This is a genomic window from Bacteroides graminisolvens, assembly GCF_963666085.1.
GTDB classification, from domain to species: Bacteria; Bacteroidota; Bacteroidia; order Bacteroidales; family Bacteroidaceae; genus Bacteroides; species Bacteroides graminisolvens.
In genome coordinates, this window is the sequence record NZ_OY762556.1 from 3,354,767 (window position 1) to 3,375,174 (window position 20,408).

At 39.3% G+C, this 20,408-nt stretch carries 18 protein-coding genes and 1 pseudogene; 8 read left to right on the top strand and 11 right to left on the bottom strand.

The window, feature by feature from the left end:
* Window positions 1-62: 62 nt before the first annotated feature.
* From ACKPCE_RS14100 to ruvX, 3 genes are all read right to left on the bottom strand, one after another.
* Entirely contained in the window at window positions 63-2,096 is a 2,034-nt protein-coding gene (locus tag ACKPCE_RS14100; RefSeq protein ID WP_277639249.1) for a tetratricopeptide repeat protein, read from the bottom strand.
* Between the two features lie 132 nt (window positions 2,097-2,228).
* The gene (gene def, locus ACKPCE_RS14105; protein ID WP_319505655.1) at window positions 2,229-2,783 is read right to left on the bottom strand and encodes a peptide deformylase; all 555 of its coding nucleotides are present in this window, start codon (window positions 2,781-2,783) and stop codon (window positions 2,229-2,231) included.
* An 8-nt stretch (window positions 2,784-2,791) separates the two neighbouring features.
* Window positions 2,792-3,220 carry a Holliday junction resolvase RuvX gene (gene ruvX, locus ACKPCE_RS14110; protein WP_024996691.1) on the bottom strand — a complete coding sequence of 143 codons (429 nt, stop codon included), beginning with the start codon at window positions 3,218-3,220 and terminating at the stop codon, window positions 2,792-2,794.
* A 135-nt stretch (window positions 3,221-3,355) separates the two neighbouring features.
* On the opposite strand from ruvX, the gene ACKPCE_RS14115 reads away from it, so the two are divergent.
* Window positions 3,356-4,618, top strand: a complete 1,263-nt coding sequence (locus ACKPCE_RS14115) for a YjbH domain-containing protein (protein WP_319505656.1) — start codon at window positions 3,356-3,358, stop codon at window positions 4,616-4,618.
* A 73-nt stretch (window positions 4,619-4,691) separates the two neighbouring features.
* On the opposite strand, the gene ACKPCE_RS14120 is transcribed toward ACKPCE_RS14115, so the two are convergent.
* Window positions 4,692-5,183, bottom strand: a complete 492-nt coding sequence (locus tag ACKPCE_RS14120) for an SPOR domain-containing protein (RefSeq protein WP_276992469.1) — start codon at window positions 5,181-5,183, stop codon at window positions 4,692-4,694.
* Between the two features lie 44 nt (window positions 5,184-5,227).
* Entirely contained in the window at window positions 5,228-5,995 is a 768-nt protein-coding gene (locus tag ACKPCE_RS14125) for an SDR family oxidoreductase (RefSeq protein WP_319505986.1), read from the bottom strand.
* Window positions 5,996-6,173: 178 nt separating this feature from the next.
* Here ACKPCE_RS14125 and ACKPCE_RS14130 point away from each other — a divergent pair, with 178 nt between their 5' ends.
* The 4 genes from ACKPCE_RS14130 (at window position 6,174) to ACKPCE_RS14145 (ending at window position 8,375) form a co-directional block, all read left to right on the top strand.
* Window positions 6,174-7,421, top strand: a complete 1,248-nt coding sequence (locus tag ACKPCE_RS14130) for a DEAD/DEAH box helicase (protein ID WP_308764240.1) — start codon at window positions 6,174-6,176, stop codon at window positions 7,419-7,421.
* 116 nt (window positions 7,422-7,537) lie between these two features.
* A complete protein-coding gene (locus ACKPCE_RS14135; RefSeq protein WP_024996695.1) occupies window positions 7,538-7,747 on the top strand; it encodes a YtxH domain-containing protein in 210 nt (69 codons plus the stop codon).
* Between the two features lie 14 nt (window positions 7,748-7,761).
* The gene (locus tag ACKPCE_RS14140; RefSeq protein WP_319505657.1) at window positions 7,762-8,121 is read left to right on the top strand and encodes a phage holin family protein; all 360 of its coding nucleotides are present in this window, start codon (window positions 7,762-7,764) and stop codon (window positions 8,119-8,121) included.
* Between the two features lie 2 nt (window positions 8,122-8,123).
* On the top strand, window positions 8,124-8,375 hold the full coding sequence (locus tag ACKPCE_RS14145) for a hypothetical protein (RefSeq protein WP_319505658.1): 252 nt from the start codon (window positions 8,124-8,126) through the stop codon (window positions 8,373-8,375).
* A 59-nt stretch (window positions 8,376-8,434) separates the two neighbouring features.
* On the opposite strand, the gene ACKPCE_RS14150 is transcribed toward ACKPCE_RS14145, so the two are convergent.
* Entirely contained in the window at window positions 8,435-9,403 is a 969-nt protein-coding gene (locus tag ACKPCE_RS14150; RefSeq protein WP_024996698.1) for a type I phosphomannose isomerase catalytic subunit, read from the bottom strand.
* Between the two features lie 254 nt (window positions 9,404-9,657).
* Between ACKPCE_RS14150 and ACKPCE_RS14155 the strand changes: the two genes are divergently transcribed.
* The 3 genes from ACKPCE_RS14155 to galK are packed head-to-tail and all read left to right on the top strand — an operon-like array spanning window position 9,658 to window position 13,334.
* The gene (locus ACKPCE_RS14155; protein ID WP_319505659.1) at window positions 9,658-10,755 is read left to right on the top strand and encodes an aldose epimerase family protein; all 1,098 of its coding nucleotides are present in this window, start codon (window positions 9,658-9,660) and stop codon (window positions 10,753-10,755) included.
* A gap of 41 nt (window positions 10,756-10,796) precedes the next feature.
* Window positions 10,797-12,137 (top strand): MFS transporter, encoded by a 1,341-nt coding sequence (locus ACKPCE_RS14160; RefSeq protein ID WP_319505660.1) that lies wholly within the window; start codon window positions 10,797-10,799, stop codon window positions 12,135-12,137.
* Between the two features lie 45 nt (window positions 12,138-12,182).
* Complete coding sequence (gene galK, locus ACKPCE_RS14165; RefSeq protein ID WP_319505661.1) at window positions 12,183-13,334, top strand: galactokinase; 1,152 nt, start codon at window positions 12,183-12,185, stop codon at window positions 13,332-13,334.
* Between the two features lie 119 nt (window positions 13,335-13,453).
* On the opposite strand, the pseudogene ACKPCE_RS14170 reads toward galK, so the two are convergent.
* The 5 genes and pseudogenes from ACKPCE_RS14170 to ACKPCE_RS14190 form a co-directional block, all read right to left on the bottom strand.
* Window positions 13,454-14,410 (bottom strand): annotated as a pseudogene (locus tag ACKPCE_RS14170) (glycoside hydrolase family 43 protein); the annotation flags it as partial.
* 321 nt (window positions 14,411-14,731) lie between these two features.
* Window positions 14,732-15,715 (bottom strand): IS30 family transposase, encoded by a 984-nt coding sequence (locus tag ACKPCE_RS14175; protein WP_319505662.1) that lies wholly within the window; start codon window positions 15,713-15,715, stop codon window positions 14,732-14,734.
* Between the two features lie 826 nt (window positions 15,716-16,541).
* The gene (locus tag ACKPCE_RS14180; RefSeq protein ID WP_407655009.1) at window positions 16,542-16,841 is read right to left on the bottom strand and encodes a hypothetical protein; all 300 of its coding nucleotides are present in this window, start codon (window positions 16,839-16,841) and stop codon (window positions 16,542-16,544) included.
* The gene (locus ACKPCE_RS14185; RefSeq protein ID WP_319505663.1) at window positions 16,841-18,829 is read right to left on the bottom strand and encodes an alpha-L-arabinofuranosidase family protein; all 1,989 of its coding nucleotides are present in this window, start codon (window positions 18,827-18,829) and stop codon (window positions 16,841-16,843) included. The genes ACKPCE_RS14180 and ACKPCE_RS14185 overlap by 1 nt, the downstream gene beginning before the upstream one ends.
* Window positions 18,830-18,864: 35 nt before the next feature.
* Complete coding sequence (locus tag ACKPCE_RS14190; RefSeq protein ID WP_319505664.1) at window positions 18,865-20,352, bottom strand: arabinan endo-1,5-alpha-L-arabinosidase; 1,488 nt, start codon at window positions 20,350-20,352, stop codon at window positions 18,865-18,867.
* Window positions 20,353-20,408 lie beyond the last annotated feature (56 nt).

Consider the following 20,408-nt stretch of genomic DNA (forward strand, 5'->3'; position numbering starts at 1 on the left):
TGTCTATTGAAACGCAAAATTAATTAATTCTTTTAAGATACATCCGAAATAAATCAAAAATATTATTCGGGGACTTCTGTAAAACGTTTTATGATATTATATGCAGAAACGATTCCCAGCTCTCCTGCTTTACTCAAATCAGCAATACCTTTCTTGTTATTTCCCAGGAATATGTAGGTTAGCCCTCGATTAAAATAGGCTTCTGCAAAATCTTTATTTAAATCAATAGCTTTTGAATAATCTATAATTGCAGAACGGTAATCTTTGAGTACAGAAAGTAGATTACCTCTGTTATAATACGCATAAACAAAATCGGGCGCCAAGGCTATGACATTATCTAAATCATTCTTCACCACGTCATAGTCAATAGCTGCAACCATTGCAGCTTTTCCTTGTGATACATTTGCCGTATTTTGTCCTTCAGCCTTAAGGTATTCTAGTTGTTTGTAACGCACCAAAGCTCTCATAAAATAAGCAGGGAAGAATGTTTTATCATTCAAAATAGCCTGAGTAAGATCTTCAATTGAGTTCTCAAAATCTTGCACAAGATAAAAATCGACTGCACGAGAGAATCTTTTTCTTGAGTCCTGAGGGTTTTCCACGATCTCAGTGGTATGTGTATCAATCATCGCGAAATGTTCCTTGACCTGTGCTTCCGACAAGGGAGCTTCGTCATTCGTTATATACAGACGCTTAGGCAACGCACCCGAGCGGTTGAGGTTGTCAATGAATTTATGATAATTTATATTGCGCTTTACTTCGCTCATTTTCTCATAATACGTTAACACATACATCGGTTCCATTCTCACTTCAACATTCCGGTCTTGCACTTTACCTCTGTAATAGCTATTGTATTTCTGATCGCTTTCTGAATCATCAGCTATAACTATTTTGCCATAATTACTAACGTTCTTATCTGATTTCTTACGTGTTTTCGATTTATCATCTGTGTTTTCGTCTTTATTTCCGGCCGACTTGTCATTATTTGTATTTGAAGAAAGCAATCCGTTCTTTCTATCAAGCTGCATCTTTAGTATTTTAAATTCATCGCGTTCGGCGCCATTTTTATCGCCTATTTTTCTACGAGCCTCCGCTCTATTATAATAACCAGCCATAAAATTAGGGTGTTCATTGATTACCGTACTGTAATCTTTGATAGCTCCCTTGTAGTCTCCTGTTTGATATTTTAGCAATCCGCGATTAAAAATGGCCATCATATTATCGGGTTCCATTTTAATAACAAAGTCAAAGTCTTCCAAAGCCCGGTTATCGTCACCCACCTGAGCACGCAACAAACCGCGGTTGTAGTGACCGATAAAATTGTTCGGGTCAACATCTAAAGCGAGATCGTAATCGCTCATAGCACCTCTCAGGTTGTTTTGGTGAAAACGGGCTAATGCTCTATTTACGTAGTTAGCTGCATTTTTTACATTCAAATGAATAGCCTGATTCAAGTCAGATTCAGCCTCTGTATATTTCGCCTGTTGTAGTTTTAGAATAGCTCTGGAAGTCCAGGCGTCCGGATCATATTTATCCATTTCAATCGCAAGATCAAAATCGCGATAAGCCTGAATGGTATCTTTCTGTTTTAGCAAAACCTCTCCTCTCATCAAGTAGGCTTTAGTATATTTTGGTGATAAAGCCAACAAATTTCCGAGGTCTTTTTTGGCAGCATCGTAATCACCCTTTTGAATGTGGCACAAAGAAAGGTTATGCCACAGGGTTATATTTTCGGGTTCGTACTGAAGTGCTGTTTTATAATCGCTAATAGCTCCTTCAAACTTACTTTGCTTGATACGGGCCAGTCCGCGTATCTGATAAGCGCCCACAACAAAAGGATTACGCTCTATTGCAGCACTACAATCAGTTTCGGCACCTTGATAGTCTTCCAGATTTATTTTGGCCAGTCCTCTAAAAAAATAAGGCTCGTACAAATAAGGTTTCGCATTGATTACTTGGTTAAAGTACTGGATAGAAAGAACGTAGTCTTCAAAATACAATGCATTCCGAGCAATAGTCATTACTCGTTCTGTATTGATTTGGGCACAAAGATAAGCAGGAAAAAACAGCAAAAGCAGTATTATATTCTTGACCATCAGCTTTCAATTATTAATAAGCAAAACAAAAATATAGCTTTTAACTGACAAACAAAGAACATAGTACTGCTTTTTGTATTTTTTGACCAAATTAAGCCTCATTAAACACAAGCTCAATATAATCTGCGGATTTTATTTAACTGTTTTTACCTTATAAGAACAGCGTGCCTTCCCTTTTAGCATTGCATTTAATTTTCCTTTAATCATCTGTTTGCGTAACGGTGAAATATGATCAATAAACATGATGCCATTAAGATGATCAAATTCATGCTGCATCACTCTTGCCAAATAACCCTCAACCCATTCGTCATGCTCCACGAAATTCTCATCCATATATTTCACATGGATCCGGTTCATTCTTTTTACGCTCTCATGAATACCAGGTAAACTCAAGCAGCCTTCTTCCATAGAAACCTCTTCTCCTTCAGTTTCGAGGATATGAGCATTAATGTATGCTTTTTTAAAGTCGGCAAACTCAGGATGTTCATCGGCCAGTGGGGTAAGATCAATAACAACTACGCGAATAGGTAAACCGATTTGTGGAGCAGCAAGACCTACGCCATCTGCGCGATCCATCGTTTCAAACATATTCTTAATAAGTTCCGATAATTCCGGATAATCACGTGTAATATCTTCGGCTAAAACCCTCAACACAGGTTGGCCGTATACATAAATAGGTAATATCATATTAAAATTTATTTTTTTATACTATAACGTTTTGCCTCAAGATATGTTTGCAATATAATGGTAGCACTTATTTCATCAACCAATGCCTTATTCTGCCTATCCTTCTTTTTTAAGCCGGCTTCCATCATCGTGCGATGTGCCAAAACCGATGTAAAACGTTCATCGACATATTCCACATTCATATCCGGTAACGTTTTCTTTAAAGAAGCAACAAAAGGTTTGATATATTTCATGCTTTCCGAGGCTTCATTGTTCATCTGCTTGGGAAGTCCGATAATAATTTGATCAACATCTTCCTTATTTGAGTAGTCAGTTATGAATTTCAAAAGTTCGTGAGTAGCGACTGTAGCCAACCCGCCGGCTATTATCTGTAACGTATCGGTTACAGCAACTCCGCAGCGCTTTCTACCATAATCTATTGCCAATATTCGTCCCATAAGTGGTGCAAAATTACAATTTATTTTCATTAATGTATTTCATTCGAAAAGAAAAAGACAGATAAATCTTCTTTTTTCACATAAATAATTGGGGCATAAGAAAACTATCTCTATTTTTGCATAGTATAAAAAATAATGAACTACAGTTTAAACATTTATAAATTAGAGAATATGATCATTCTTCAGAAATCAAAGCATGTTATAAGTCTATCCTTTTTTATAATAGGGCTTTTATCAAGTTCTTTATCACAGGCTCAAGATGCGAACAAAACAGTCAGGGAGTTGAGCGACCTGGGGTTTGAAAACATATCATTCACAGAAAATAATCAAGAATTAACTTATACGTTGGAAAGTGTATCTTACCGCCTTACAGGTGTAGGCGTCAATAAGGCTATAAGTATTATTCAAAAAGAAGGTTTACCTCAAAATAAATCATGCAGGGTAATCATCTTAGATAACAACGTTCCCCAAATTTCACTACTTTACTCAAAAGAGTCAAAAGACAGCCTAAATGTTCCTCAAAAAAGCAATTGGGTTGTTAGCTACGAGTTGGGTGAAAACTGGAAAGAAATTAAAAAGGAAAAAAAGACAAACAGTTCATTATATAAGGTCGATTTATTGGTATATCCGGAGTTTAGTTTTCAAAATTATAAATTATCACGGGTATACGACATACTTTTGAACTTCTCTCCCGCAATAGAAGTCTCTTTTTGGAAAGGCATGAAATTCACCGGACAGATCATCTTCCCCATTGTGAACGACTACGGAACTAAGTACGAACAAATAAGACCCGGATTCATTACGTTATCGCAATCATTCCGACTTCCACAACGCACATTCCTTACTACATCTGCCGGTTTCTTCAATAATTTCCGTTGGGGTATGGATGCAAGGGCGAAGCATTTTTTACGAGATGAGCGTTTCTCTCTGGAAGCACGATTGGCCTATACTGGAAAAGGGGAATTTGATAATTGGGCTTTTTACCACGGTAAAGAGTGGAAATTTACCGGTAATATAGGCGCCAACTTTTATTGGCCACTTTACAATACACAGTTCAGCTTGAAAGCAGAACGTTATTTGGAAGAAGAGCTAGGTGTCCGATTTGATATGATACGGCATTTTCGTCATGCCTCTGTTGGGTTTTACGCCATGAAGGTAGAACATGCCGGCAATAATGGATTTAACGGTGGTTTCCGCTTTCAGATAGCATTGCCTCCTTACAAATATAAAAGAAACAAATATGTTCCTCGTGTAATGCCTTCAAGTAACTTCGGTATAGGCTACAATGCCGGTAATGAAAGGGTTTATGGCAAAACATTTAAATCACAAGCAAGTGACAACATTATGCAAGACAACGGTTATAATCCTTACTTCATAAAATCAGAACTTAACGATTAAATAAGACCAAATAAAAAAAGCTCCGGGAGAATATTCTCCCGGAGCTTTTTTTATTTGATAAGTAAGGTTTTTATTAGAAGACACGGTACAATAACCATGCGCCTTGGAAGTCTTTTCTATTAGGATATTTAGCTTTGAAAGCATCACGAGCATCAGCAGCAGCGCCTCTATCAGAGAAAGTACTAACAATAACTCTGTACATCGCAGCTTCAGCGTTAAATGCAATGGTTGCATTGTAACCTTCGGCATCTAAAAAGTCTTTCAAACCTTCAGCGTTAGCTTTCAAACCAAAGCTACCACAAACTACACTATATTCTTTTAAACCATCAACACCTGAAACCACAGTTACTTTTTCCTGACGTACAGGAGCTGTGCTATTTGACTTAACAACTGTTGAAGTTGTAGTAACCGGAGTTACATCAACCGGTGCATTCACTTGAGGTTCGGCAAGTTCTTGTTGTTTGGCTTTCTCGTATGCTTTTTTATAAGCACTTTCACTTGATTTACAAGAACTAAGTGCAAAGACTACACATACACCCGTAGCTAACATTACTAATTTTTTCATAATCGTCATATTTTAGTTAATAATTTGTTTTACAAAACAATATTCTATACATTTTTTCTATACGAAAGAGTTGAGGTAGCCTGATTGGTAGGCATTAGCAAGACTTCTGCTATTTGCACATGCTCGGGAGCAGAAGCTGCATAATAAACCGTTTCGGCCACATCATCACCCGACAAAGCATGAATACCCTGGTAAAAACGATCCGCAACTCCTTTATCACCTCGGAATCGTACTACAGAAAAGTTTGTTTCAACCATACCGGGCTTGATATTGGTTACACGCAACGGCGTATCAACCAAATCTATTCTTAAACCGTCAGATAGAGCCTTTACGGCAGCTTTAGTTGCACAATACACACTTCCTCCGGGATAGGCACCGTCGCCTGCAATAGAACCGATGTTGATGATATGTCCCCTACCTCGTTCAACCATACCGGGCACTAAAAGACGCGTTACAGTTAGTAATCCTTTAATGTTAGTATCAATAACCACATCCCACTCATCAAGATTACCTTGATGTTCTTTATCAAGTCCAATAACCAATCCGGCATTATTAATCAACACATCTACCGCCTGCCACTCTTGCGGCAATGATGTTAATGCCTTAGCAACTTCATCTCGGTTACGAACATCAAAAGGTAATAGCAAAACACGAGTTGCATATTTTGTTTCCAGCTCTTTTTTTATATCCTCCAGAACAGTTACATTTCTTGCATTGAGTATCAAGCTTGCTCCCTGAGAAGCAAATTTTCGGGCGCACCCCAATCCAATGCCACTACTGGCTCCGGTTATAAAAACAATTCTGTCTTTCATCATTTTATTTAATCATTAATCTTAAAGCCTAGACAAAAGTACCGTTTCCTGCTTGTCAATAGTCAATCTGTTTAGTTAAATATAATTAAACTCAACAGAAGAACCCTCCATTCAGCAAAAGGTTAGCGTATCTTTGTGCCTATTATAACGGAGCCGAGAGGCTCATTAACTCGAATCAATGACATTTGAAAATTTAAAATTAATTGACCCTATACTTAGGGCGCTTAAAGAAGAGGGATATGCCTCACCTACTCCCATACAAGAACAATCCATACCGGTTTTACTTCAAGGAAAAGATCTGATAGGTTGTGCACAAACAGGAACAGGAAAAACTGCTGCATTCACCATACCCATTTTACAAACATTGTATAACAGTAATCACAAGAAAGAGATCAAAGCATTGGTACTAACTCCAACCAGAGAATTGGCCATACAAATTGGTGAAAGTTTTGAAGCTTACGGCAAATACACAGGTTTACGTCACACGGTAATATTTGGCGGCGTAAAACAAAAGCAACAGACCGATGAACTCAGAAGAGGCAGTTCTATTCTTATTGCAACTCCTGGGCGATTGCTTGATTTAATAGAACAAGGATTTGTATCTTTGAAAGCACTAGATTTCTTCGTTTTAGACGAAGCCGATCGTATGCTCGATATGGGTTTTATTCATGACATTAAGCGTATACTCAAACTGTTGCCATCTAAACGCCAAACTCTTCTATTTTCAGCAACCATGCCCCCGGAAATAGAGAAATTAGCTAACAGCATGCTGAACAAACCGTCTAAAGTAGAAGTTACTCCGATCTCTTCTACGGTAGATATCATATCTCAGTATATTTATCATGTTGAGAAAAAAGAGAAAACGAATTTACTGATTCATTTACTTGAAAATACAAACATTGAATCGGCATTAGTATTCACGCGTACCAAATACGGAGCCGACAAGCTATCTCGCGCTTTGCGCAAACAAGGTATTACAGCCGACGCTATTCACGGAAATAAGAGCCAAAATGCCAGACAAAGATCGTTAAGCGAATTCAAAGAACATACATTGCGTGTACTGATAGCAACTGATATTGCAGCTAGAGGCATTGATGTTGACCAACTATCACACGTATTCAATTACGAATTGCCTAATGTTCCGGAAACATACGTTCACAGAATAGGAAGAACTGGTCGTGCAGGGCACGAAGGTGTTGCCATATCTTTATGTGATTCGGAAGAAATTCCTTACCTGAAAACCATACAAAAGCTGATCAACAAAAACATTGAAGTAGTAAAAGACCACCCTTTTGTAACCAAAGACAATATTATAGCCCAAGAAAAAGTAACCGAAGAGCTTAAAGTAAAGGCGAAAGAAAACAAAAAGTATCGGGGAAATAAATCGAACGGTGATTTTTGGAGAAGAAAGAAAAGGGAAAAATAAGAAAAAGTGGAAAAAAGAAAAGAAAGCAAGAACAATCATACTCAAAAAAAGAATGAACAATATTTGCTTTCTCAGCGTTTATCAATCGTAATAACATTTAAAAGAAAGGATTGATTATGAAAGGTTTAAATGTTCTGGCCGCATTTTTAGGAGGAGCAGCTGTGGGAGCTGCACTCGGGATATTATTTGCACCCGAAAAAGGGGAAGATACCCGTAAAAAAATTGCAGAAGCACTTCGCAAAAAAGGTATTAAACTAAATCGAACCGACATGGAAGATCTAGTAGATGAGATTGCTGCTGAAATTAAAAATGAAGTCAAAGGTTAAAATTCAAAGCCACTATGTTTATTAACGACGAAAGTATAGACAATTTGCAACAATTGTTTGTTGAATTCAAGAAGTATCTGGAGTTACAAAGGGAATATACCCAATTGGAAATTACCGAGAAACTAACCATTTTATTTTCAACATTCATAACTGTAATCATACTTATCATATTAGGCATGGTGGCTTTGTTCTATGCATTATTTGCACTAGCCTACATACTTGAGCCTCTAATTGGTAGTTTAATGGGCAGCTTCGCTGTTATTGCAGGAATCAACGTATTACTGATTCTGTTAGTTATCTATTTTAAAAAGCAGCTTATTATTCAACCAACAGTGAATTTTGTAGCCCGATTATTTTTAAATAAATCAAAGTAGTCATGAATAAGCAAGATACTACCGCAAAAATAACTCTGGAAGAAATAGCCAGACAAAAGGAAGAGGTATTACTAGCCATTCGTGAGCAAAAGAGCCTCATCGTGAAAACGGCCAGGAAAAGCTTTGCACCCTATTCTGAAGCAGCATCGACAGGAAGTTCACTGCTAAAATCGTTCAATACCGGAATGGCAATTATCGAAGGAGCTATGCTAGGCATCAAAATAATGAAGAGAATCAGACGATTCTTCAGATAAAAAAATCCACATCTCAGTTTAAGACGTGGATTTTTCATATCAAACAATAAGTATTTCATCTAAACGTATGTTTCCAACAATTTCACTTTACCGTTTGGCACAATAGTTACTTCTTGTATAGATGCGGGCATTAAAACCGTCTCTCCGGCTTTAAATGACACCTCATTTTTTTCATTATCATAAAGTGTACAACTTCCTTCTACACAAACAAAAATCACAAAAGAATCTAACTCCGAATAATCACACGTGATTTCTTCAGTCATATCGTATAACGAAGTAGTAAAGTAAGGACAGGCAACCAGTTCTATGGGTTCGTTCTCAACCACATCATATTGAGTCCTGTAATCGTCGAGTACCTCGAAATTGATAGCTTCCCGTGCTAAATCGGTATGTAACTCACGTGCATTTCCCTTCGCGTCTTTGCGATCAAAGTCATAAATACGATAAGTTACATCGGATGTTTGTTGAATTTCAGCTATAAAAGCCCCCGCACCAATACTGTGAACCCTACCTGCCGGTAAGAAGAACACATCACCCGGTTGTATGTCATATTCTTGTAATACCTCCGTAATGGTGTTATTGTAAACTCTATCCTTATATTCCTTGGGAGTAATCTGTTCAGAAAATCCAGAGCGAAGTTTGGCTCCTTTATCTGCACCGATAACGTACCACATTTCAGTTTTACCCATTGAGTTATGACGTTTCTTGGCTAATTCATCTGAAGGATGAACCTGAATGGAAAGATCTTGGCGCGCATCAATAAACTTGACTAACAAGGGAAATTTGACACCAAATCGAGCATAGTTTGCTTCTCCTAAAAGTTCTTCACGGTATTTGCTTAGTACTTCTGTTAAAGTCATTCCTTTGTCGGGTCCTTCTGCTACGATAGACTCACTACCTTCTACGGCAGATATTTCCCAACTTTCTCCTACTTCAGTTCGTGTGTCATTCAGCTGCTTGAATGAAATAATTTTATCGCCCCCCCAAAGCGTTTGCTTTAATATGGGTTCAAATTTTAATGGATACATTTTTTTGTTATAAACTTAGATTATAAATTGGATATTAACAATTCAAGGCAAACATACAAAAAATATCAAAATATTCATTCTTAAAATGTTTTTTTCCTCAAAAAAGAACTGCAATTAAGCATTCAAAATACAATTTGAAGATACCGTTCAGGCAAACGCTAAACTTTCCTAATAATACAATAACATTTGCCACTAATAATTTGGGAGAACCGAAGAATTTGTCTTTATTTGCAGAAATTTAAATAATACCGAACATGATAAACACGTTTTCAACAGACGGAAATTTATCGAAACTTGATCGAAAGAATTTCCAAAAGCAGGTAGAAGGAAAGAACACGGATTTATATATCCTGAGAAACAAAAAAGGCATGGAAGTAGCTGTAACAAACTTTGGCTGTGCTCTGCTTTCAATCATGGTACCCGATAAAGATGGAAAATATGCGAATGTACTTTTAGGACACGATAGCATTGACCATGTAATCAATAGTCCGGAACCTTTTTTAAGTACCGTAATTGGTCGGTATGGAAACCGTATTGCCAAGGGGAGATTTACTTTGGATGAGGAGATATATTCACTAGCCATTAATAACGGTCCGAATGCGTTGCACGGCGGCCCCACAGGATTCCACAGAAGAGTATGGGATGCTAACCAATTAAATGAAAGCACTATCGAGTTTAAATACCTTTCAGTAGACGGTGAAGAAGGCTTCCCCGGTAATTTGGAAGTTACAATGACTTACGAGATTGATGAAGAAAGCAATGCTCTGGTTATAGAATACAGTGCCACAACAGACAAGACTACGCTTGTAAACCTCACCAATCATGGTTTTTTCAACTTGGCAGGAATAGCTAACCCCACCCCATCTATCAACAATCACCTAGTTACAATTAATGCGGATCACTTTTTACCTATTGATGAAGTGTCTATCCCTACGGGAGAGATACTGAAGGTAGAAGGAACTCCTATGGATTTTCGCACTCCTCACACAGTGGGTGAACGCATAAAAGAAAAACACCAACAATTGATAAACGGTGCCGGTTATGACCATTGCTATGTGCTGAACAAAGAAGAGGGTTACGACTTGAGTTTGGCAGCAATTTATACCGACCCCGAAAGCAAACGTTCAATGCAAGTGTATACCACAGAACCTGGTGTTCAGCTATACACCGGCAATTGGCTGAATGGCTTCGAAGGAGCACACGGCGCAACCTTCCCTGCAAGAAGTGGAATCTGCTTTGAAGCACAATGTTTCCCTGATACTCCAAACAGGCCCTATTTTCCTTCGGCAACCTTGTTACCGGGTGAAGAGTATTATCAAATGACTATTTACAAATTTACAATAGAGAAATAATTAACTAACTCATTTATAAACCCTACTTTAAAAACTTACCAATGATACAAGAAAAAAAGAACGGAAACATCGTTGCCATAATCACGATGTTCTTCATTTTTGCCATGATTTCATTCGTGACAAATTTGGCAGCGCCTTTCGGTACAATTTGGAAAAACCAATACGAAGGAGCCAACACCTTAGGTATGATGGGAAACATGATGAACTTCCTTGCATATCTATTTATGGGAATTCCAGCAGGAAATATGCTCGTTAAAATTGGGTATAAGAAAACAGCCCTCATTGCTATGGCAGTGGGTGTATTAGGCTTATTTACTCAATATCTATCAAGCTTATTTGGAGCCAATGTGGATGTATTCATGTTGGGCGGATTCGCAATAAAATTGAACTTCATCATTTATTTATTGGGTGCATTTATCTGTGGTTTCTGCGTATGTATGCTTAACACCGTAGTAAACCCCATGTTAAACCTCTTAGGAGGCGGTGGCAACAAAGGTAATCAGCTCATACAAACCGGCGGTGCGCTAAACTCGCTTTCGGGTACATTGACTCCACTCTTTGTAGGTGCATTGATTGGCACAGTTACGGCTCAGACTGCTATGACTGATGTGGCACCGTTGCTATTTATTGCCATGGGAGTATTTGCTTCTGCATTTATCATCATCTCATTCATTGCTATCCCCGAACCACATCTTCGCAAAGGCAATGTTGAAAAGGAAAAATTTGCTCACAGCCCTTGGCATTTCCGCCATACATTATTAGGTGTTGTTGGTATCTTTATCTATGTTGGTATCGAAATCGGTATACCGGGTACATTAAACTTTTACTTGGCTGACTCTAGCGAAAAAGGTGCCGGCTTATTAGTAGACGGTGCAGCTATCGGTGGTGCTATTTCAGCTATTTATTGGTTACTGATGTTGGTAGGTCGCTCGGCAAGTAGCGCTATCAGTGGTAAAATATCAAGTAGAACTCAACTTATTGTTGTATCTGCTACAGCCATCTGCTTTGTATTGATCGCTATCATTACCCCCAAAGAAGTGACTCTTTCTATGCCAGGTTACAGCGTAGACAAAGGATTCCAAATGGCGCAAGTTCCTGTAAGTGCCTTGTTCCTTGTACTTTGCGGTTTATGTACATCGGTCATGTGGGGTGGAATTTTCAACTTAGCTGTTGAAGGTTTAGGTAAATACACCGCACAAGCTTCGGGTATTTTCATGATGATGGTTGTTGGTGGTGGTGTGCTGCCACTTGTTCAACAATTCATTTCAGATGCTGTTGGCTACATGGCAAGTTACTGGCTGATTATCGTTTTACTGGCTTACTTACTATTCTATGGTTTGGTTGGCTGTAAAAACGTTAACAAAGATATTCCGGTAGAATAACCGAACATTCATTTAATTTATTCACACTATAACATTTAAAACACCATGGATATAGAATTCGTAAGAAGCCGTTTTATCAAACACTTTGAAGGCGAAACCGGAAATGTATATGCATCACCCGGACGCATCAACCTCATCGGAGAACACACTGACTATAACGGAGGATTTGTTTTTCCGGGAGCTATTGACAAAGGAATGATTGCAGAGATAAAGCCAAACGGCACCGATAAGGTACGCGCTTACTCTATTGACCTGAAAGACTATGTAGAATTTGGGTTGAATGAAGAAGATGCACCTAAAGCTAGTTGGGCAAGATATATTTTCGGAGTATGCCGTGAAATGATTAAACGTGGAGTAGCAGTAAAAGGATTCAATACCGCATTTGCAGGTGATGTTCCTTTGGGTGCAGGTATGTCTTCTTCTGCCGCTTTGGAAAGTACATACGCATTTGCATTGAACGAACTCTTCAACGGTAACATCGACAAATTTGAGCTGGCTAAAGTAGGACAAGCTACAGAGCACAATTATTGCGGTGTAAAATGTGGTATTATGGACCAATTTGCTTCGGTATTCGGAAAAGCGGGAAGCCTTATCCGTTTGGACTGCCGTTCTTTGGAATACGAATACTTCCCTTTCAAACCGGAAGGTTACCGCTTGGTATTGGTTGACTCAGTTGTTAAACATGAGTTAGCTTCATCGGCTTACAACAAACGTCGCCAGTCGTGTGAAACAGCAGTTGCTGCCATCAAAAAGAATCACCCGAATGTAGAATTCTTGAGAGATGCCACTATGGACATGCTCAAGGAAGTGAAGAGCGAAATCACTGCGGAAGATTTTATGCGTGCTGAATACGTGATTGAAGAAATTCAACGTGTGCTTGATGTTTGTGATGCTCTGCAGGTAGGCGATTACGAAACTGTGGGACAAAAAATGTATGAGACTCACCACGGTATGAGCAAATTGTATGAAGTTAGCTGTGAAGAGCTTGATTTCCTTAACGATTGTGCAAAAGAATGCGGCGTAACCGGATCGCGCGTGATGGGTGGTGGCTTTGGTGGTTGTACCATCAACTTGGTGAAAGATGAACTTTATGATAGCTTCATTGCCAAAGCAGAAGAAACTTTCAAGGCTAAATTTGGAAGAAGTCCTAAAGTATACGATGTAGTAATTAGCGATGGTTCAAGAAAATTAGCTTAATCATCAAATAAAAGCATAATAGAAAAGCGGTAAAACGTAGTGTAATAACTCGTTTTACCGCTTTCTTTTATGTATGAAAAATGAGCGAATAAGCTTGTAACCTAGAACACTTACTTAGTCCATTTTGAAGTTATTCTTTTTAATTCTTTTGCCGTAATGGGAATAATTGTTCCATGACGAGGATGAAAATCCATTGTCACATCTTGATCAATTACCCGGAAATTCGTCAGATCAGTAGTTTCAGTAAACTGGTATTTTCCTTTCATGTACACATCATACATCAGGATGTATTTATCTTGGTTGATTAATTTAAAAGTGCCGGCGCCTTCTACAGCCTCAGTCGTTTGTTGTTTATAACCATCTTCTTCCTCCCATTGGCCGGATGTCAACGAACGTGTTTTTGCTTTCTTTATTCCGTTTCCGTGCCCTTCAGTTTTATAAAACAAGTGATATACTCCCTCTTTGAACACAATATCACCATCTATGCAAGATTTTCCGTTCTTCGGTAAAAACAATGGTTTAGGCTCACCCTCCAGATCGGTAAAATCTTTATTAGCATACGCATAATAAATAACATCCGGACCATCACCATACTTCATTGACCAATAAACCATATATTTTCCGGTCTCTGCATCAAATACCGTTTGAGGTGCCCATACCCTCTTCAGCTTTTCTTGTCCCTTATATCGTTTCTGCATATTAATGACCGAATGACTCCAATGCACCAAATCATTTGATTTCAGCAACACCATTGCCCTATTAGAATCCCATCCATTGTCGGAAACCATATCGGTAACTACCATATAAAATGTTTTACCGTCCTGACAACGTAAGATATGCGGATCGCGTACGCCACCGGTAGAGCTGATGACTTTGGAATCGATAACTGGTTTGTTGTTATTCAGTGCCTTGTATCTATAACCGTCTTCACTAACGGCATAACACACAGCTTCTTCATCAATGTGATTACCAGTGAAGTAAACAAATAAATAAGCCTTGAAATTCTTCTCAGACACCACTTGTGCCCAAACGGTAGACACCGACGAACATAAAACGAATAAAAAAACAAGAAACATTCTCATGATAATAAACTATATTACTAAATTATTTAAAATGGATTCGGCCAATATGTAGGGTTACATTCAAACTAGGATCTCACTGTAAAGAATTCTTTTTAGCATCCAGCATAACACTGTCAAACAGTAAATCAACCATACGTTCCTCATCGTACCCTTCAAATAATGACAAATTTACATATTTAGCAGCAGAAATAATGTTTCTAAGAACTATATTTTGGATTTCTTTGCAGGTTCGGTATTATATTTATTGTTATACATCACACATCAATGAAAGAGATATTCTTCCCTGAATTCAAGTTGTAAATGCGACAGTGATTATTATCTTATGTTAAATGCCTTTTTCATGTGTTCTAGATCTTTGAATTTCATGGCCTGTTCTGGGGTCATGTATCCGAGTCTTTTCCTGGGTCTTTGGTTCAATTTTCTAGCAATACCTTCCAAGTAACTTTGTGTAACATGTTCCATCGTTTCCCATTTGGGAAGATATTGTCTTATTAGTCCATTTAGATTCTCATTTGCTCCTCTCTCCCAAGAGTGATAAGGTGTTGCAAAGTAAAAATCTATTCCCAATGCCTGAGCAATATACTGATGGTCGGCAAATTCCGTTCCATTGTCAGATGTTATGGTATGTATTTTCCCTTTAAATGGCATCAGTAGCTTTTCAGTAGCGGCCGCTACATATTTAGCTTCTTTGGTGGGCAATTTATGTATCCACACGAATCCAGTCTTCCTCTCGTTGATGGTTAGAATGAGCCCCTTTCTGTTTTTGCCTATCACTGTATCTATCTCCAAATCTCCCCATCGCTTCTTCCCGACAATGGCTGGGCGTTCAGAGATGTCTTTTCTGTTAGCTATGGGAACTCTTGTTTTATTTTTGTTTCCCCGTTTTCTGTTTTTACGACCTCGTCTGCGTAAGTACAAATATAGATCGCCGCCTTTTCGTTTGTCTTCCCATATCCATTGATACAGACGTTCGTGGGAAACCATAGGCTGACCGAAAAGTTTGGACCAGCCGCTGATTTGCTCAGGGCTCCAATGGTCATTAACCAACCGCTCCCGAGCACGATCCTGGATGAAAACTGTAAAACGTCTTTTAACCGGACGTTGCTCTTTGCGGAGCTCATAACGATACTGGGCGTACTCAGCATCGTAACCATCTGAAGGTTTGAATTTATTACGACGAAGCTCGCGATAAATAGTACTACGATGAACACCAACCAAAGAGGCGATCTCATCTTTGCTTTTTCCTTTTTGGAGATATGAACTAATTTCATATCTTTGACTCTCGGTAAGTTGTGACATATCTGCAACTGATTTTGGGAGACTGAGGAAGCAAGATAAGAACTTCTTTCCAGGAGAGAGGAAGAGTAAAACAGGTTTTTACCTTCTTCTCTCTAAAATTATAGCTTTATAACTAAATCCTCAGCCAGGTGTCGCATTTACAACTTGAACTTAGGTTCTGGCAATACCTCATAAAATGTATAAAAAGAAGTATCACCAAGCTTGTAGTAACTTGATAATCAGAATATTATGTGTGACACTTGGCTAAAAAAAAGCCTCACCAAGTATCACCAAGTATCACCAACTTTTTTGGCGATGATTCCTTATAAGCATCTATCTGTTTATTGTTTGTATATAGGAATTTTCGTTGGTTCCTTTATGTATTTATTTTGCGGATTGGCTGTTTTCGTTACATTCGAAACACCGCGGTTTGTACCCTAATAATAACCTGATAAAAGAACCACAATGATTTGGAATTGACAGTATAATGTATTATCTTTGTACTTATAAGCTTATAGTATATTCAAATTATTATAGGCGCAAAGGCAGGAGTTCATACTCTTGCCTTTTTTTATGCCTTAACGGTTTATGATTGCATTCACACGGTGCCTCGCGCCGGTTTGCACGGTAGCAAAAGGTTCCTGAGAAACCGTGTTACGGCGAAGAGACGGTTTCTCAGGACTCAAAAGACGGTTTATGATTTAAAATTGCTCGTTATCTTTTTGAAAAAGTCGGTTATGTTTTTCAAAAAGTTGGTTATGTTTTACCAAAGTCTTGCCGCTCCTTGTTGCTTCCCGGTTTACCCGTTAATAATATATAAAACTGCTCTTGACAAGATTTGTATGATTCATGATGTAAAGGGGTGAATTTGTAAAATATGAATCGGGATAAAACTGCACCTAAAGTGACGAAGAACCATTTTATATGCGAAAAGTATAATAGCGGAAGGTTTACTCCTTCCGTGGTCATTTGAAATGTAAACCTTATCACCGTGTACTAACGCACCCGGATCGGCTGTATATTTGTATTTGAACAGTGGGTTTCCTTGGGCTACAAATGTAGTATCACCTTGTGCTGACAGCCCCAAAGGAGCTGCCAGTGCAAGGATTAACAAACCCAATTTACCCATGAATCTCAATCTATTCATTACTTCGTGGTTTTCACAAATTTGTAGACAGCAAATGTTTTGGGCTCAATTTGCGTATCAAAAGCATTACCCATTGCCGACACCTCAGTTTGCACGGGCACAATAGCTTGAGGATTATCTAATGTATTGTCTTTGTCGGGATCTGTAGATTGCAACTTGATGCATACTCCTTTTGAAAGTACTTCTTTCTTTTTCATTCCGGCAAAAGTCAGCGAAAGCGGCTGTGCCTCATCCGACGTATTTACAACCTTTACAATGTACGACTGACTGTCTTTGTCCCACACGGCACTGGCAAACAATCCTTTTTGTCCTTCGGCACCAGTCACCGGTTTATTGTTCATTGTTAGCGGCACTACATTGGTTCCTTTGTTGTGCGCATAAAGCTGCTGTACGTAATAGCTAACGCTGCGAACTGATTTGAGGTTATCAAACCAAATCATGTCGGGACGCCATTGCCATCCTTCTACATGCGCAAACAAAGGCGCATAGGTCGCCATGTGAACGATGTCGGCATTGCGTTCCAAACCTGTCATGAAGGCAGCTTCGAGCAAGGATGCATTGAAATGATTCCATTTCTTTCCTTTACCGTGACAAGCATATTCTCCGGCAAAAACTTTCGGACCTTTACGGTCGTAGTTATCGTAACGGGCTCCCTGACTCAAGAACCAACTTTCCGGACGATAGAAATGCTCATCCACCAGGTCGGCTTTCAGGCGTTTCATTTCCGGCCATAAATATTCAAACTGTTTTCCTTCGGAATCGGGGCCCGAGCTTCCAATAATCTTAATTTCAGGATGGGCCTTTCTGATTGCTTTCATAAATGGTTCCAAACGTTCGGGATATTCAGATCCCCACTGTTCGTTACCAATACCGATAAATTTGAGGTTAAACGGTGCCGGATGTCCCATATCTGCACGAACTTTACCCCATTTAGTGGTAACTGCTCCGTTGGCAAATTCAATAAGGTCGAGTGCGTCCTGAATGTAACTATCTAAATCGCACACAGCTACATGAGCATGCGGATCACTATTCTGGAACTGACACGCTAATCCGCAACTCAATACGGGTAATGGTTCCGAACCAATTTCTTCAGATAGCAGGAAGAATTCGTAAAAGCCCATTCCGTAGCTCTGGTAATAATCAGGGAAGAAGCGATTTTGGAATGTGTAATGCCAACGATTCTCGTTTAACGGACGGTTTTCAACCGGACCAACAGTTTTCTTCCAATCGTAACGCGTGTTCAAATCGGTACCTTCAACAATACATCCGCCGGGGAAACGAAATACACCGGGCTTGATGTCATACAAGGCTTGGGCCAAGTCTTTTCTCAAACCATTTTCATGTCCTTTCCACGTATCAACCGGAAAAAGAGACACATGTTCCAAGTCAATCGTTCCTTTGGATGCTAAGAATATACGCAAAATAGATTTATCTTCTGTTAACTTAGGTTTTAAAATGACCTGGTATTTCTTCCATTCTTTTGAATCAATGGTTAGCTCCTGAGAAGCAAACGCATGGTTTTCGGCACTTGTACTCGGTTTCACAATCTCTACTCTGATTTTTTCGGAAGAAGAGCCTTCGGGCAAACGGGCCCACACGCTGAAACGATATTCTTCACCAGCCTTCACGCCGATTCCAAAGAAACCTTCGTTTTCCAATCCGGTACGTTTATGGTCGTGCCCCGGATAAGCCAAACGCACATAGTGGGGATTACGTTCAAACGGTCCGTCGTCTTTTAATGTTACATGACCAAAGGTCTTCCAACCCATCAGATTTTGAGGAAATTCAAAAGAGCGGTTTTTAACAAGCTCTGCATAAAGACCTCCATCGGCTCCGTAATTAATATCTTCAAAGAAGAGTCCGTACATGGTTGGCTGAATCTCAGCGCCCAACTTCTTAGTCTGAATGACTAGTTCATTGGTTTGAGCATTCATACCCAAACCAGCCGATAATGCCAAAGCGGCTAAAAAAGTCCTGTGTTTACTCATGGTTTATAATTTATGTATATATTAAATAAATGCAATTATCTTATTCGTTTTCCCCATACCGAACGGCCGCGTTGATCCAATCCGGTAAAAAGAATTGTTTCCGTTTGTCTTTCCCAGTCGTGTCCGGCAAAGATAATGAGATTTCTGATACTTTCTCCTTTTATAGTCAAGTCCAACAGCTGTTTATCAGCATAAAACGACCAACGACCTCCTTCTCTCAGCGTTTTGTCTTTTTCAAAATGATAAACGGAAGATCTGTTTATTTCATCAGCAACCAACTGTCCTTCACCCCACAAAACTTGTCCGGCTTCCAGTTGACGTTCGTGCAACGGTTCAATCACACGCATAATTTCCCACTCTCCCAACATATCTTTTACAGTAAAACGCCGAGACTTTGTTCCTGCGTAACGCTCGGGCGACACCACCGGCCAGCCTTCGTCATTGAAAAAGATTTCCCGTGTATGTAACACCATTAACTGGTTTTCGGGCGATAACCGACCTTGGTGGAACATATAATAGCGACCGTTTTCCTCGCGCCACACACCACAGTGTGCCGTACCTGCCCAACCGAGATGACCTTCAAAAGCATAAGGTGCCGTCAGGATGGGAAAGTTATTGGTGGTATCCTTTAGGTCGTGTCCAGCATAGTCCAGAAACGGACCTTCGGGCTTGTCGGCACGCCCCACGCGAACATTATAGGTTGTCATCAGCGGATCATAAGAAACGAAAAGAAAGTATTTCTTCAATTCCGGATTATAAATAATCTCGGGTGCTTCCAGGTTGTCTTTTTTGTAGTTGGCTCTTCGAGCAATGAGATGACCGTAGTCATTTTTTTGCCGGGTAAGTCCTGTAGCGGGATTCAACTCAACACAAAACAAACCACCAAAATAGGAGCCGTAATGCATCCACCACCTACCCGTTTGAGGATCTTCAATCACGCTGGGATCAATGGCGTTCATCGGTGTCTGCTCATCGGTTTTCACGACACATCCTTTTTGTATCCAAGGGCCTTCGGGTGAAGCAGACTCTGCCAAACCTATATATGATGTCTTTTTACCAAAAGCCGATACACAATAATATAGCCTGTACACATCATTATGTTTTATGATATAAGGCGCCCAGATATTAGTGGCTCCCTGACCTTCTGCATGGGTGCGTACCCAGTTAACAGCTTCAGCAGGTATTTTAGGGAAGGCCCAACCTACCAAATCCCAGTTTACCAAGTCTTTAGATTTACGGACTTGGATATATCCCAAAGGAACATTTTTCTGTTTAGCTACTTCCTTGTTCTCAGCAAAAATAGCATCGGTAGAATACATGTAGTAAGTATCGCCAAACTTTTTGCAGGCAGGATCGTGTACATTGTACGTTCCCCATGAACGATAATTTTCCATACCCGACACTGATAAGTAATTGTCTTGCCACGGATTAGGGAGCGACACCGGTGCGTATATCCCAGGTTTTGTGCAGGAACAAACCCAAACAAGCAGAAGAATAACGCCAAACGAATTACGTGTTTGCATAATATCTTTTTATTTGATCACTAAAGTTTTATGCAAAAATAGGCTTACTGAGGTGG

What these genes read in the sequence shown, in the direction of transcription:
- galK (WP_319505661.1), top strand. Translation starts at nt 12,183, where the DNA reads ATGGATATAGAATTCGTAAGAAGCCGTTTTATCAAACACTTTGAAGGC.
- ACKPCE_RS14155 (WP_319505659.1), top strand. Translation starts at nt 9,658, where the DNA reads ATGATAAACACGTTTTCAACAGACGGAAATTTATCGAAACTTGATCGA.
- ruvX (WP_024996691.1), bottom strand. Translation starts at nt 3,220, where the DNA reads ATGGGACGAATATTGGCAATAGATTATGGTAGAAAGCGCTGCGGAGTT.
- ACKPCE_RS14100 (WP_277639249.1), bottom strand. Translation starts at nt 2,096, where the DNA reads ATGGTCAAGAATATAATACTGCTTTTGCTGTTTTTTCCTGCTTATCTT.
- ACKPCE_RS14150 (WP_024996698.1), bottom strand. Translation starts at nt 9,403, where the DNA reads ATGTATCCATTAAAATTTGAACCCATATTAAAGCAAACGCTTTGGGGG.
- ACKPCE_RS14175 (WP_319505662.1), bottom strand. Translation starts at nt 15,715, where the DNA reads ATGTCACAACTTACCGAGAGTCAAAGATATGAAATTAGTTCATATCTC.
- ACKPCE_RS14120 (WP_276992469.1), bottom strand. Translation starts at nt 5,183, where the DNA reads ATGAAAAAATTAGTAATGTTAGCTACGGGTGTATGTGTAGTCTTTGCA.
- ACKPCE_RS14135 (WP_024996695.1), top strand. Translation starts at nt 7,538, where the DNA reads ATGAAAGGTTTAAATGTTCTGGCCGCATTTTTAGGAGGAGCAGCTGTG.
- ACKPCE_RS14185 (WP_319505663.1), bottom strand. Translation starts at nt 18,829, where the DNA reads ATGAGTAAACACAGGACTTTTTTAGCCGCTTTGGCATTATCGGCTGGT.
- ACKPCE_RS14115 (WP_319505656.1), top strand. Translation starts at nt 3,356, where the DNA reads ATGAACTACAGTTTAAACATTTATAAATTAGAGAATATGATCATTCTT.
- ACKPCE_RS14190 (WP_319505664.1), bottom strand. Translation starts at nt 20,352, where the DNA reads ATGCAAACACGTAATTCGTTTGGCGTTATTCTTCTGCTTGTTTGGGTT.
- ACKPCE_RS14130 (WP_308764240.1), top strand. Translation starts at nt 6,174, where the DNA reads ATGACATTTGAAAATTTAAAATTAATTGACCCTATACTTAGGGCGCTT.
- ACKPCE_RS14180 (WP_407655009.1), bottom strand. Translation starts at nt 16,841, where the DNA reads ATGAATAGATTGAGATTCATGGGTAAATTGGGTTTGTTAATCCTTGCA.
- def (WP_319505655.1), bottom strand. Translation starts at nt 2,783, where the DNA reads ATGATATTACCTATTTATGTATACGGCCAACCTGTGTTGAGGGTTTTA.
- ACKPCE_RS14125 (WP_319505986.1), bottom strand. Translation starts at nt 5,995, where the DNA reads ATGAAAGACAGAATTGTTTTTATAACCGGAGCCAGTAGTGGCATTGGA.
- ACKPCE_RS14145 (WP_319505658.1), top strand. Translation starts at nt 8,124, where the DNA reads ATGAATAAGCAAGATACTACCGCAAAAATAACTCTGGAAGAAATAGCC.
- ACKPCE_RS14140 (WP_319505657.1), top strand. Translation starts at nt 7,762, where the DNA reads ATGTTTATTAACGACGAAAGTATAGACAATTTGCAACAATTGTTTGTT.
- ACKPCE_RS14160 (WP_319505660.1), top strand. Translation starts at nt 10,797, where the DNA reads ATGATACAAGAAAAAAAGAACGGAAACATCGTTGCCATAATCACGATG.